This window comes from Parabacteroides sp. An277, assembly GCF_002159645.1.
Lineage (GTDB): Bacteria > Bacteroidota > Bacteroidia > Bacteroidales > Tannerellaceae > Parabacteroides.
In genome coordinates, this window is record NZ_NFJB01000016.1 from 78,724 (window position 1) to 90,912 (window position 12,189).

Below are 12,189 nucleotides of genomic sequence, written 5' to 3' on the forward strand. Positions count from 1 at the left end.
TATTTGTTATAACTTTGATTGTAATACATTTCTGCCATTTATCGTTTGGCTTTTTTGCCACTGGAAGGACGCATCATGCGACTTGCCATCTTCATGCACCGGAGAGCCCAGGCACGGTTGTCCTCGTCTTCATCACGTCCCCACTTGAGGTCATTTCCGCCACCTCCGCCGCCATGTGTTTCGGCAAATGTTGTGGCATCATCGACCATTCCAAGAAACAGCATTGTCGCACAGCGCATGACTTCCGTCCCCCGTTCCGCCACGGAACACAGGAGCGTGTCATCGAACTGTTGCCGTTCGGAAGGCTTCATCTGCGCCGACATTTCCCGCCACTCATTGACCATATTCTCCAACATGGCATCCTTGAGCAGACTGTCCACTTTGGAATGTACATCACGCGAGTATTTGTATGCTTCTTCCTTCAGTTCTTCTGTCCGCTCCTGAATGGCATCCATATTTTCCTTGAGCTCGGAAAGTTGTCGGTCAGCGGTCTGTAGCTTCTCCTGTTTGTCTGCCAATTTATTCTGGATAGCGGCCAGCTCATTTTCGAGCTTTTCTTTCTCGGCAGATAAAGTCTGTGCATCACCTTTCCGGGCTTCCATATCATTTTTGAGTGCCGACAATTGGGCTTCTTTTTCGGCCTGCTCCTTTTTCAAGTTTTCCACCATTGAAGTCAAGCCCTTGACCCTGCGCTCTGCCATCCGGATGTCCGAATGGAGAGAGGAAAGGACTTGCTGATGGCGGCTGATATTCTCTTCTATTGTAGAGCATTCCTCTGACAGCATACGACGGTATTCTTCTGTACTGCGATGCTTCTTTCCCGTTTCGGAAACACTTGAGCCTCTGGACATGCCCCATTTGCTATTGACTTCTGCATAAAAGTCCGTATGAAGCTGTTTCATGCGCTCGCTGAATTCATATTTGTCCTTACCGGCAAATATCTCCTTGTACGCAAACTTCCCATCTTTGATTGGCAGCAAAGTACAATGCACATGTGGATTCAACTCATCCAGATGTACAATGAATGCGGCAATATTCTGTTCACCATATCTGCCGCAGACAAATGAATAGACATCCTTTGCCCAACGTTCAATCTCACTCTTCCTTTTTATGTGTCTATTGTCCGCACCTTTTTCAAAATCGACTTCCTGCTTGCCAAATGCGAGTTCCTGCATCCGTGTGCGAGAGCCCCCAAAAATGATATTTACGACTGTACGGAATCTCGGTTCTTCCAAACCTTCATTGGGATCCTTTATGCCTCGTTTATGCAACAGTTCAGCCATTCGCTCAGGAATGCTCCGGCCTTTGTCGATAGGACGGATCTTACCTCCTGATACGACTTCAAAATTCAGGTGTTCACGTGTCGGGTCATAATTACCAAGGTCAGTTGCCCTTTTCCAACCTTTCTCTGTCCAATTGCGCATATGTTCATTACTCTGAGCCATTGTTATCCCTTTGGATACATGTACGTCAAGTACCTGTTTTGCATTTGCCATATTGTTTCCGTTTTGTTTTGTACAATCCATCATGTCCCAGCTTGCTGCTTGTTCGGACATGCCTCCCTGCGACGTTAGTCGGCAGGGGTATTAGGCTACCCACTCCCTCTGTTTCGTGGCATGTGGGCAAGCCCACTTGCCTCATAAAACTGGAAGGATGTCAGGACTGAGATAGGGATGGATTGTTCCTGGTTATACAATTCATTTTCGTTTCCCGGTTCAGTCCGACAATGTCTGGGCTTTTGCCGCAAGCGATAAAAAGGGAATACGGAACGATTTAAGGAGTTCTTTGTTCCTGTCCATATCAACACCTGCGCCGGATGTTTCGGGATTAAATACAAGCTCCGCAAGCTCTTTGGCGGTCTCGATAAACGCGCCCCATTCACCGCCGAGGTCAAGGGTGAAGAACTGCGACAGTTGTGAACTGTTATCGAATCTTGACTTACGCAACACACGCTGGAGAGCGGCATTGGCAATACACTCTAATATTGTTTCCCTTAGTTTTTCTTCCTGTCTGACGACTTCTGCCGATACCGTATCGGTGCCATTGCCGGAAGCCTGAGAATTATCTTTACCGGCAATGGCGGCTAATGCCTGGCAAAGAGCCTGACCACATGAATGACCGGCATCCTCCGATGTCTTCTTGCCGATGACCCATTCGGACAATATACTGCCGATTCGTGTGGCAAAGTCCGGCTCTTCCTGTTCAGTTCCGGCTATTGCATTTTTTCCAGACTGCACGGTCATGGTGATAATGACGCTTTTATTAAGTTTTGTGCGTTCAAGTAGCCCGAAAGATTCCAGAGCATCCAGAAAGGTTCGGACAGTGGCACGATGCCAATGCCAGAATTCCGCAAGATCGGAGATTGTCACATGACATTGGTTGGGAAGAAGTTTTCGCTCCACTTTTCTTACAAATGGAGAAACAAAACCTGCCATTGATCTGTCCAGCAAGTCCCAATACGCTTCCGTCTTCGTTTTACGGTCTCCGGCTTTCTCCTTCAGGAAATCGAACACCTTGACATCTGCCAATATAAAGGTCGTATTCTCTTGACTATTTTCCATTTTACTTTGTTTTAATGATTATTACAGTGCGGAGTTTCTGAAATGCTGCCTTTGTCCGCTTCAAAGACACCATCGCGTGATGATTATCGTGTTTCTTTTCGGATATCGTTTCAGGATGCGTTGTCGTTCCTTCAGCCTTTTCTTCATCATCGCATTCGGCTGTGACCGGAGCAGAGGGATAGAACAGGGCTGCCAAAAGAATATAGTACGCAGTTACGGTAGTAGTGTACAGATACGGTTCAAAGCAGCTGACCAATGTTATAGCACTGATGCCGGCAAACAGACCCATGGAATCATGCAAACGGCTCAGACACCTGTCCGCCAGCTTGAACGAGAACATAGCGGCACAGATAACGGTTGATACCAGGATGCCGAATTCACCAGCATGTCCACTTGCATAGACATAGTGGAAAAGCAGTAGCAGGAACAGAATCACCCGTGTATAAAGTTTGCGGGCTCTGATGTTTTGTTTCATGGAAGCGTGAAACTTTGCCATAAACCGGTATGGCTTTTTGTACAATATCAATGACAGTACAAGAGGGGTCACGCAAAAGATGAGTTGCAATATTTTCAGTAACATAAGTAATATGGTTTTTCGGGTACGTGTATAGGTGTTGCTCTGAGTTCCAAGTGGACAATATCATAAGTTGCCAAGCGGATAATGGTTTCGGCATCCACGGCCGTGAGGTTCATTGCAGCTTTTTTGATTCGCTGCTTGAATGACCGGTCCTGTTTGCGATAGATAGCCAAAGCTTTGTTCAGTTCATGTTCAGGGATGGCCCATGTGGTACCTTCGAGGTGTGTTCCGTTTGTCTTGAACGCCCGCAGGACCAAAGTTCGGGAGACAAGGTAGTCCGTCCTGTCACTTCTTGAGATGATATGTTCTTTATAGAGGTTGTCGTCTGCGACCTCTATCCATGTTCGGTGGGCATTGATCCAATAGACCATCTGCCTGTATAATGTATTTCTCAGGATGTTGTTGTTTTTATAAAAAGTCAATAAGTATGTCCTCCTTGTTCTTCTGGTATTTCAGCTTTCCGCTTTTAGAATGGAGTTGCAAGTCAAGGCAGAGATCCCCGTACATTTGTTCAAGTGAATCATATATGGTTACAAGGACGGTATGGACCTTGCCATCGGAATCAGTCTTTGCGTTCACCTTGAACATTTGGCCGAAAGATGGATTGGAGTAAGCGCATGTACTATGGCCGAACGGTTCGTCTTGCATAGGAATGTGATGATAAAGCACAATCAGTTCCATATCATCCTCCAGCATATCCATCACTTCTTCCAGGTCATAAGGATCATGCAATGGAAAAGTCAGCAGGACATAGTCCCCGTAAAACTGCGGCTCCTCCATAGTGGTTACATCGAGCAGCTGTGGCAACTGAAGGGGGACAAACGTCATAAAGTCTTTCAGAAAGTGTCGTAGCATATTCATTTGATTTTATGTTTATAGCGTGTGAATGTAAATCTCCATAAGCATTCCGGGTAATTCATCCAGGCGGTTGTCTCCCGAGTTCAAGATTCGGCACAAAGTCTCAAATATGGCCGGAGTCTGTACGGCAAACCGTTCAAGCTGTTCCTGGTCTTTGGAAGAAAGCATCGACAGGTGGAAACTGTCCATAGAAACGTATGGGCGCATAAGCATCCAGATATATGCGTAGGCTTGTGCTTTTGTTTGGACCTTTTGATTATGAATGTCATTGATGCAGGTTCCGGTATTAAGTATCAGTCTGCGATTGGTTCGCATGGCCAGGTAAACGAGGGCATCCTGGTGAGGTATCTCTTTACGTTCGGCGGCAAACAAAATCTGCAAACAGCATCTTTCCGTATCACGCGTTATATCGGAAATGTCTTCATCACCAATGCTGCACAGATATGGCAAGAACGCCCGAAAAATAGCATCCTCTTTTCCGATGAACTCTGTCATGTCATCTGTCCCGTGTATGCCATTTCGGAGAGTGTTGGCCAGCAAAGTACGATAATCCGAAATGATTTGCTTCCTGTCTCCCTTATGGATTGGGCGTTTATCTAATGACTCAAAGAATGGACGGATCTTTTCCACGGTCCGGATTAATCCATTGTCTTTGTCATTAGATGAAAGTTTTCTTTTCAATAGGAATAACTCCTGATAGGAACGTGGCCTTGACAAAGCCAGACGCGAGAACTCCAGGCGTAGGGAATCATGTATGCCTTCGCATGTCTTACGAAGGTCTTGACCATGGATCCCAACCGTGTCCTGCCGGACATGGTTAAAAACGGAATCTCTTATGGCTTGCCATTGGCAAAGGTTTTCTGACAGCTCTTCAAATGAAACAGATTTCATCTTCCTTACTTCGAGCAGATAATTTCTGTATGTACCGGCAGGATCGCTTTCGGACTGTTCAGTCAATCCGCCATTACATGATGTGAACATGCATACCGTGATTGAAGCGGCAGCTATCATGTGTAAAAAACTTGATGCTTTAAGGTTCGTTTTTTGAATTTTCATACTATATGTTTTCGTACTATTTCACGCAAAACTATATATAATTTTCTATACTTAACACCATTGGAACTGTATTTTGTGCATTTTTCAATATCGTACTTAATAGTATGATTATCAATGAAAACAAGTGAAAGGAAAAAGGACGAAAAAATAAATAGTTCGATTTTTATAATGGTTTGATTTGGCCACTCAAATAAAACTTGTATATTTGCACTTGTTATCATTTGTATTGGATATTGACATGGCAAAAGTTGGTTATATATTTAAGGCAAATTCGTATGATGAATATGATGCGGACAAGGAATGGATGTGCCAGTACGGTTGTGTACAAGTGATAGAGGAATCAGTCCAGCACGAGACGCTCAGACCTCGCTGGAAACAGCTCATGACAAATCTTGAGAGAGGGGACGAACTGGTTGTCTCGAAATTCAGTAACGCCGTGCGCGGTTTGAGGGAGTTGGCCGCATTGATAGAGTTATGCCGGATCAAAGTGGTCCGCATTATTTCCATCCATGACAAGATTGACTCCCGTGGTGAATTGTTTCCGGACACGACGGCGGCGGAGGTGCTGACCATGTTCGGATCTCTTCCGGAAGAAGTGGCTGTATTACGCAAGTCATCTGACCGGGTGATACGCCTGCAACAGAGTATCAGTGTACCGGTGAAGACGAGCAAAATGTTGAGCAAGACCGAGCGGGATAAAATAGCTGTGGACATGTACAACAACGGGTATTCAGTCAATGAAATCATGGCGCATTGCAATGTCAAGAGCAAAAGTACTGTGTACCAAATTTTAGGCAAGTACAATGTGGCACTCAGCAGGAAACCTGGCCGCGTACCTGGAAATCGGAAATAGGAAGTCAAGGCAACCGATACCATATTAGTGACGGATTTGCCTGTCAGTTTAAGTATATTTAGGGAAGCCTCTGACCCTTATTGGAAATTTGTAACGCTAAATATAAAAAAGGATATGGGAGAAATTATAGTCGTAGTATTGGTACTTTATGTCTTTTGCAAAATCGTGAAGGGCATATTCGGCGGATTCAGCAAAAGCAGCTTCCGTCATGATAAATAATCATTGCAGCCAACTGTTCACGCATGGGAACAGTAAAAAAGTATGAAAACTGGATATGGTCCTAAAAATAATGGACTATTTCGTGATGGATAAATTATGTTATGGATAAATTTATACTACTTCTTTTTCCCATCATTTTCATGATACATGAATTTGAAGAAATAATCATGATTGAGAAATGGATGAATAAGAACCGTTCCGATTTTGATAGGCGATTTCCAAGGATAGCACAACGTATGAATAAATTTATGGATATTGACACACGGAATTTTTCTATCATTGTTGCAGAAGAGTTTTTTATTGTGTCGATACTGACCATAACAAGTGTGTTGACCAATAATATTATTTATTGGTACTGTATTTTGACTGCATTTAGCATTCATCTTATCATACATTTTCTTCAATTTGTAATTTGGAAAAAATACATACCGGCAATTATAACGACCATTCTGTGTATCCCTTATTGCATATTTGCAATTGAAAAAGCCAGTTATATTTTAACATTTAAGGAATTATTCATCTATGCTGTTGTAGGCATTATAATCGGTGCTGTAAATCTTTTGGTTATGCATAGATTTGCATTCAATTGGTATAAAAAAGGACAATAATCAAGCAAGTAAATAATTATTCTGAGGTGTCATAATGCTAAAATGGGGGCAAATAGAATGAGAGCAAAGTAATTTGCTCTCAAATGATAACAATAAGTAAAATATCGCAAATTACTCAACCATCACCATCATTTCCTTTTTGTATTCCAAAATCTTGTCCATTGTCAGCCACTGCGGCTTTTCTCCTTCCTTGAAGCTGTCGTGCAACTTTATCATTAAATCGATTTGCCGTTCTTCATCACCTGCCCACAGGCGTTTGGGGTCTCTGCCTCCGTAATCCAAATAATACTCACAATCTGACTGCATCCTGGCTAACAGCATATATCTGAACCGTGCGTCTCGTTGCAATATATCATCAGCCGTTGTCCTTCCTGCTGTGCTTGGCTTGTTATTCGTGTTCATACTCAATTTACATTAACTTGTTATACAATCAGTCCGTTACGTCATAATAATAGCTTAACTCTTCGTCCTTCAGATTCTCAACCGCATACTGGTCTGCCTGTCTCCAGAGTGCATCATACAACGCCGCCACATTCGGTTTCGTTTTATAGTGCTGCCATATCTTGTGATTCAATACCAACACCAATTCCGTAAGGTACTTGCAGTTGCCTTTCCACTCTTCAAAGGCCCGGTTGAAAGTGTCCTGAATAGCCGATAACCCGAAAATGTCGGCCGCTGAAAAATCTTCCCAAAAAGTAGTCTGTACGTTATACCCGTTCTCTGCCATAAATGCTCTGAATGTCATATCATTAAAATTTTTAGTTGTTTTTTATTTCCCTCTGATACATCCTGTATCGGAAGGTTGATTATTTTTCTGCCCACAAGATTGGCGGTCTGTCAGGCAAGGAGGATGCGAAAAATACTCTTTCCGACATGTCGGAAAGGAAGATTTTTCAGCAGCAAGCATAAGCGTTCCTTGACAGGACAAACAACCGGCAATCAAACTTTGCAGAATAAATAACCGGGCTTTCGAAATAGGCGTGTAGGGAATTTCAGGCATTGCAATAAAAGGGGAAAACGTGAAATACAAAAGGCTATATTACGGAAGGCTTCGAGCAAAACAAAAGCGGCCCGAAAGCCGCTTTGTCAGGAAAACAGGGATTACTTCTTGCCCTTTTTCGCTTCTTTTGCCGGTTTCGAAGGAACTTCTTCCTCCTTCTCGACAGCCGGATAGAATTTGACTGCAACCGTCACGATGCGGTTGTGCTGCACTCCATCTTTGTCAGTCCATTCTTCAGGCTTGAAGTAGCCTTCCACGGTCAGCAGCGTACCTTTGGTAAGCTGGTCAAACGACCCGGAATTTTCATTCTTGCGCCACGCTTCAATGTTCATGAAAGCGGATATGCGCTTGGTTTCTTCGCCGATCTTCTCCTGGCGGGCAACAGCCAGAGGGAAACGTGCAACACTTGTGTTGGTGAATTGATAAACCTCGGCGTCTTTTGCGACATAACCGGTTACTGCGAAATTGTTCTCGTACTTTTTCATTTCGATTGCTTTTTGAAGTTAATAAATCAGTTTTACGGTGCATAAAAAGTAGGTGCAGTAAAGGGATGCACCAAGGATAACGTATAAATACTCTTTATTTTGGGGTTCTCCCAAACCGGAGGCTTGATAAAGGAAGATTTGTACTGTTACGCCATTGGTCAAGACCATGGGTCGCGCCCGGCTGCATACTAACTTTGCAACGAAAAACGATATGGCGACTTCAATAGAAAGCAGTCACGAAAAAGAAGAGGAAAAACAATTGGCAACTGGTTAAAGGAATAATAAAGACGGACGGTGCTGTCAATGGGCACGAATTGGTTTCAACTCTCGGCTGGCATAGGAAGAAGAGCTTCTGGCGGGAAACAGCACCATGTCTCATGATTTGAAGCGGCAAGGATGATATGCCGTACTGGCAGTAAGCGTATAAGCTGCGGCGTGGGAAAGGCCGTAAGACGAAGAATTGGCAAAGGGGTGCTGGCGTATCGGTGTTGCAGCCTTTATCCGGCAAGAGAAATGAGGGAAAAGAAGGCAAAATGAAAAAAGGGCTGAAGCCCGATTGGGAGACAAAGCGGAACGGGCGCGTTATGCGAGTTTCAGCTTCTATTTTATAAAGGGATATGGCGCAGCCAAAAGAGAATATAAATGGATAATCCGGCAAAAATCATTGTCCGGCCAATGGCCATCTGCGTCTCAATGAAGTTTTGGATATAAAAGGTTATTGCGGTAAATGAAGTTACGGGCTGAAACTGAATATTCAACTCCAGTCCGTATAGTACAGAGGCTCCATGTCAGAATTGGATCATCATGATGCGGTGTGGAAAGATTTTGTTTTTGTCGCTCGGTTTTCGTTGGCATATCCAAAGATGGTGTGCCCCATAGCCGAACGTGAAATACTCGTCAAGCCGGATCTCTTTCTTTAGACTCTCCATGCTTGTGCGAAGTTCGTTTTCGTCTTTTGAAAAAAGAAGCGTGTTAATAATTCTGAAATATAGATTTGTCACTTCGCTGCAGTAAGGGCAAAAAGGGTGTTCAATCGTTACGTTCATAATTGTCTTCGTTTAGTGCATTAGTCATGATAGATTCTCCTTCCTGGTTGAAAATCTCAATAGTCGAGTAACCATCGTTTTCTTCGGGAAACAAAAGCTCGGAAGTATCACGCAAAGCCTCACTTCTTCCATGAGAAAGACGGCTGTCAATGATATTCGAAACATCTTTGCAACGCCAGGACCGGACGATTGCCTCTGCTTCCTCATAACTGTTGGCTTCCACAGTGAAATAGTCTCTTTCCCAACTTGTGACTTTACAGTCTTGATAAAATTCAAATTTTCCCATAAGCCATGTCTTCTAACGTACTACTTCAACTATATCCTCAATCCTGCCATACAGTATTGAGCGTAATGCGGTTTTGTCTATGGCATAATATTCTTGGATATGCCCGTATTGTTTGACGAAATACCGCTTGAGAACATCGGAAAAATCAAAATGATAACCGCTCAAGGCAATCCCCCGTTTGAAATAGGTGCTTTCGCTCACGTTGCGAGTAATCCAATTCTTGTCTTCTCTATTGAGTTTGCCGCCATTATTCAGATGTTCCCGCAACTTATACACTCGGCTGCCTTGTAATGTTGCCAGCTCCGGAACATCCCATTGAACGAATTTTGTTGCTATCTGTGCCATATTGCTTAATCATGAATAATAATTTCATCTCGGAATACTGAAATCTCTTTGCCGCTTTCAAGGCGGACAACTATGGTAGTGCCATAGTCGTCCACAATTACACCTTCCGTGTAGCCTTTATAAGCCGTGGATAAAGTACAGGATAAACCTATAATATCGCTTTCGTTATCAAATGTTCTGTTGCTCATCACTATTATATTTTTATTTCCCACTTGCCTTGAGAGAAGATTCTAAAACTCACATATTCATTTTCAAATTCATAAGTTAGAATTTTAATATAGACTTTATCTTTTGCTTCCAGTGAGGCAACCAATTGGTCCATTTCTTTTTCTGGATATTCCCACCGGGAAGGAAATTCTGCATCAACAGAATTGCCATACTTGTTTGCATAACAACTGAAATTGTCATCCAAGAAAGCCTCTATCTTATTGAGGTCATTTTGGTTTTCCGTACTTGCGTAGAAAATGTTTGTCGCATAATTTGCCATATAATTCTATTTTAAGTTTTCTTTTTTTCCCTCATGTAGCATTTACTACTTCAGGCTTGATTAATTATGTCGCTTCATAAGGTGTCATGGCTCTTTATGCAAGGTTTCACGACCAAATACTACCGCTAAGGTGGAGATTTTGTTGTGAACCTCAAGGATACCTTGCATACAAGAAAGACATGACAAATACCTTTGCGGCACAATTCATCAAATAGCCCGAAGTCGAATGCTTATAGGGACAAATATTTACTCGTAAACTTATAAAGGAATATATTGCAGCGAAAAGAGAAAGGACGGAGTCAAAGGGAGTCCACTTTCTGCTGTCTAAAAAGGGAGTGGCAGAGTGAGCAAAAACAGTTTAGTTTAGTCCATTAGCCTATATATATGCTAAACTAAAGTAAACTAAAAATAGACAAATATTTGATTGCTTGGATGATTATTTTTAACTTTGCACATATTGATATCGATCATTGAAAACAATACTTTTCTCTTTTCGCTGCGAATTCCTGGATATATGAAAAAACATATATTGAATCAGGATGAGAAAGCATAGTAATAGCTTGGATTGGTGCTTTGATTGCAAGCAAGTGAAAGGAATGAAAAGTAATGCAAACAAAAAAACGAGGATTTACCTAAAAAACCATTTTTGTTCCTGATTTGTTTCTTGTTTCAGAAACAAAATTTATAAACTACTCATTTGCAAATGGTTAAATAGTTGTATATTAAATTTACCAGATTTCAGAAGAGGAATAATCTTCGTAAAATGCTTGTCAATATTTCGATGATTCCCAAAGGCGGAACGCTCTCCACTGCGGAATCGATGCAAAGGTAAGGAGGAAAAATGAAATAGCAAGAGATTTAAAGAAAAAATTTTGAGTTCTTATCCGAAAGTGGGGGATTCAGGGACGAAACCCCAGGGTTTGGAGGATGAAACCATGTTTCAACGAAACAGCTCTTCCTCTTTCCATCTTTCTGGAAATCCCATCGCTTTTAGAAAGGCAGGCGACGCGCCTTCAAGTAAAGCCGATAATTTTTCATTCAAACGAGAACAGGGCGTAATATTCTGTTCTAAATAGGACAAATAGCAAAGTTGGGCATAGAGCTTGTAGGGCCGTAGTGGTAATGTCCGAACCCATTTTAGCGGAAGACGTTCAGGCAATTGCGGTTTCCACGGGAAACGTCTGTTCCATAGTCTTGCATGATGGGCACAGTAATTGCGTAAAACCGTTGCGCATTTCATCCAACTTTCCAAATAGGTATATTGAGGTAATCCAAAGCTGCTCGCTACATACTTTTTTAATTGCACATCCCGAAAATTGCAATACAATTTAGAAAGGACTCCAAACGAAACAACTTCCATGGTTTTCCACACGGGAGGTAATGAAGGTTCATCATAGCGCATAAAATGTTCTTTTATAAAGTCTTCATTCGAACGGTAAACTTCTTTGCGTATACATTCAAGACACGACAAATAAATAACTTTGTCTTTAAATAATGTATCATCCATAAACCAAAATGCCCCGTATGGAAATGAAAAAGACTGAATGATGCGAGTACGCAATGCCACTTCCAAGTCTTGAATGGCCGCAAACATCAAACTTCTTAATCGTTTATCAAATAGATATAACCGGACAACTTCCTCAAAATGGCTATTAGGGCGAAACGAATGGTTCTCCTTTTGGCTCAGTAGAAATTTAGTGGGGATAAATTTGTTAGCATGAAGAACAAACCTTTATTTTGCAGTATGGAAAACGATTATTTGAACATACTTGCCGGTATTGTACTCCCAGCCCAGATATTGGAATACT

The 12,189-nt window shown here is 42.4% G+C and carries 17 protein-coding genes; 2 read left to right on the top strand and 15 right to left on the bottom strand.

What is annotated here, in order from left to right; translation table 11 throughout:
* Positions 1-38 precede the first annotated feature (38 nt).
* The 6 genes from mobV to B5F77_RS08250 form a co-directional block, all read right to left on the bottom strand.
* Positions 39-1,496 carry a MobV family relaxase gene (gene mobV / locus B5F77_RS08225; protein WP_087329707.1) on the bottom strand — a complete coding sequence of 486 codons (1,458 nt, stop codon included), beginning with the start codon at positions 1,494-1,496 and terminating at the stop codon, positions 39-41.
* A 219-nt stretch (positions 1,497-1,715) separates the two neighbouring features.
* Positions 1,716-2,561 carry a hypothetical protein gene (locus B5F77_RS08230; RefSeq protein WP_005807210.1) on the bottom strand — a complete coding sequence of 282 codons (846 nt, stop codon included), beginning with the start codon at positions 2,559-2,561 and terminating at the stop codon, positions 1,716-1,718.
* A 1-nt stretch (position 2,562) separates the two neighbouring features.
* Positions 2,563-3,057, bottom strand: coding sequence for a hypothetical protein (locus B5F77_RS08235; RefSeq protein WP_225678910.1), 495 nt, complete (start codon positions 3,055-3,057; stop codon positions 2,563-2,565).
* 74 nt (positions 3,058-3,131) lie between these two features.
* On the bottom strand, positions 3,132-3,533 hold the full coding sequence (locus tag B5F77_RS08240) for a hypothetical protein (RefSeq protein ID WP_032529415.1): 402 nt from the start codon (positions 3,531-3,533) through the stop codon (positions 3,132-3,134).
* Positions 3,534-3,546: 13 nt separating this feature from the next.
* Positions 3,547-3,993 (bottom strand): hypothetical protein, encoded by a 447-nt coding sequence (locus B5F77_RS08245; RefSeq protein WP_005815981.1) that lies wholly within the window; start codon positions 3,991-3,993, stop codon positions 3,547-3,549.
* Positions 3,994-4,011: 18 nt separating this feature from the next.
* Entirely contained in the window at positions 4,012-5,052 is a 1,041-nt protein-coding gene (locus B5F77_RS08250; RefSeq protein ID WP_087329709.1) for a hypothetical protein, read from the bottom strand.
* A gap of 238 nt (positions 5,053-5,290) precedes the next feature.
* Here B5F77_RS08250 and B5F77_RS08260 point away from each other — a divergent pair, with 238 nt between their 5' ends.
* Together B5F77_RS08260 and B5F77_RS08265 are read left to right on the top strand one after the other, a co-directional pair.
* Positions 5,291-5,905, top strand: a complete 615-nt coding sequence (locus B5F77_RS08260) for a recombinase family protein (protein ID WP_008781633.1) — start codon at positions 5,291-5,293, stop codon at positions 5,903-5,905.
* 320 nt (positions 5,906-6,225) lie between these two features.
* A complete protein-coding gene (locus B5F77_RS08265) occupies positions 6,226-6,732 on the top strand; it encodes an HXXEE domain-containing protein (protein ID WP_087329713.1) in 507 nt (168 codons plus the stop codon).
* Positions 6,733-6,843: 111 nt separating this feature from the next.
* Here the strand turns inward: B5F77_RS08265 and B5F77_RS08270 are convergent, their stop codons facing one another.
* From B5F77_RS08270 to B5F77_RS08315, 9 genes are all read right to left on the bottom strand, one after another.
* Positions 6,844-7,134, bottom strand: a complete 291-nt coding sequence (locus B5F77_RS08270; protein ID WP_008781644.1) for an LPD11 domain-containing protein — start codon at positions 7,132-7,134, stop codon at positions 6,844-6,846.
* A gap of 28 nt (positions 7,135-7,162) precedes the next feature.
* A complete protein-coding gene (locus B5F77_RS08275; protein ID WP_005807217.1) occupies positions 7,163-7,477 on the bottom strand; it encodes a hypothetical protein in 315 nt (104 codons plus the stop codon).
* 356 nt (positions 7,478-7,833) lie between these two features.
* Positions 7,834-8,217 carry a single-stranded DNA-binding protein gene (locus tag B5F77_RS08285; protein WP_005807219.1) on the bottom strand — a complete coding sequence of 128 codons (384 nt, stop codon included), beginning with the start codon at positions 8,215-8,217 and terminating at the stop codon, positions 7,834-7,836.
* Between the two features lie 788 nt (positions 8,218-9,005).
* Positions 9,006-9,263 carry a hypothetical protein gene (locus tag B5F77_RS08290; RefSeq protein ID WP_087329715.1) on the bottom strand — a complete coding sequence of 86 codons (258 nt, stop codon included), beginning with the start codon at positions 9,261-9,263 and terminating at the stop codon, positions 9,006-9,008.
* Positions 9,247-9,549: a hypothetical protein gene (locus B5F77_RS08295; protein WP_007215944.1), complete on the bottom strand. Its 303-nt coding sequence runs from the start codon at positions 9,547-9,549 to the stop codon at positions 9,247-9,249. The genes B5F77_RS08290 and B5F77_RS08295 overlap by 17 nt, the downstream gene beginning before the upstream one ends.
* Positions 9,550-9,561: 12 nt before the next feature.
* Complete coding sequence (locus tag B5F77_RS08300) at positions 9,562-9,894, bottom strand: hypothetical protein (RefSeq protein ID WP_005807225.1); 333 nt, start codon at positions 9,892-9,894, stop codon at positions 9,562-9,564.
* A gap of 5 nt (positions 9,895-9,899) precedes the next feature.
* Positions 9,900-10,082: a hypothetical protein gene (locus tag B5F77_RS08305; protein ID WP_005807227.1), complete on the bottom strand. Its 183-nt coding sequence runs from the start codon at positions 10,080-10,082 to the stop codon at positions 9,900-9,902.
* A gap of 5 nt (positions 10,083-10,087) precedes the next feature.
* A complete protein-coding gene (locus B5F77_RS08310; protein WP_005807229.1) occupies positions 10,088-10,381 on the bottom strand; it encodes a hypothetical protein in 294 nt (97 codons plus the stop codon).
* Positions 10,382-11,321: 940 nt separating this feature from the next.
* Complete coding sequence (locus B5F77_RS08315; RefSeq protein WP_087329717.1) at positions 11,322-12,086, bottom strand: Abi family protein; 765 nt, start codon at positions 12,084-12,086, stop codon at positions 11,322-11,324.
* Between the last annotated feature and the right edge of the window lie 103 nt (positions 12,087-12,189).

Excerpts from the sequence above, each read along its gene's own strand:
- mobV (WP_087329707.1), bottom strand. The coding sequence starts at position 1,496 with ATGGCAAATGCAAAACAGGTACTTGACGTACATGTATCCAAAGGGATA.
- B5F77_RS08230 (WP_005807210.1), bottom strand. The coding sequence starts at position 2,561 with ATGGAAAATAGTCAAGAGAATACGACCTTTATATTGGCAGATGTCAAG.
- B5F77_RS08235 (WP_225678910.1), bottom strand. The coding sequence starts at position 3,057 with ATGGCAAAGTTTCACGCTTCCATGAAACAAAACATCAGAGCCCGCAAA.
- B5F77_RS08245 (WP_005815981.1), bottom strand. The coding sequence starts at position 3,993 with ATGCTACGACACTTTCTGAAAGACTTTATGACGTTTGTCCCCCTTCAG.
- B5F77_RS08250 (WP_087329709.1), bottom strand. The coding sequence starts at position 5,052 with ATGAAAATTCAAAAAACGAACCTTAAAGCATCAAGTTTTTTACACATG.
- B5F77_RS08260 (WP_008781633.1), top strand. The coding sequence starts at position 5,291 with ATGGCAAAAGTTGGTTATATATTTAAGGCAAATTCGTATGATGAATAT.
- B5F77_RS08265 (WP_087329713.1), top strand. The coding sequence starts at position 6,226 with ATGGATAAATTTATACTACTTCTTTTTCCCATCATTTTCATGATACAT.
- B5F77_RS08270 (WP_008781644.1), bottom strand. The coding sequence starts at position 7,134 with ATGAACACGAATAACAAGCCAAGCACAGCAGGAAGGACAACGGCTGAT.
- B5F77_RS08275 (WP_005807217.1), bottom strand. The coding sequence starts at position 7,477 with ATGACATTCAGAGCATTTATGGCAGAGAACGGGTATAACGTACAGACT.
- B5F77_RS08285 (WP_005807219.1), bottom strand. The coding sequence starts at position 8,217 with ATGAAAAAGTACGAGAACAATTTCGCAGTAACCGGTTATGTCGCAAAA.
- B5F77_RS08290 (WP_087329715.1), bottom strand. The coding sequence starts at position 9,263 with ATGAACGTAACGATTGAACACCCTTTTTGCCCTTACTGCAGCGAAGTG.
- B5F77_RS08295 (WP_007215944.1), bottom strand. The coding sequence starts at position 9,549 with ATGGGAAAATTTGAATTTTATCAAGACTGTAAAGTCACAAGTTGGGAA.
- B5F77_RS08300 (WP_005807225.1), bottom strand. The coding sequence starts at position 9,894 with ATGGCACAGATAGCAACAAAATTCGTTCAATGGGATGTTCCGGAGCTG.
- B5F77_RS08305 (WP_005807227.1), bottom strand. The coding sequence starts at position 10,082 with ATGAGCAACAGAACATTTGATAACGAAAGCGATATTATAGGTTTATCC.
- B5F77_RS08310 (WP_005807229.1), bottom strand. The coding sequence starts at position 10,381 with ATGGCAAATTATGCGACAAACATTTTCTACGCAAGTACGGAAAACCAA.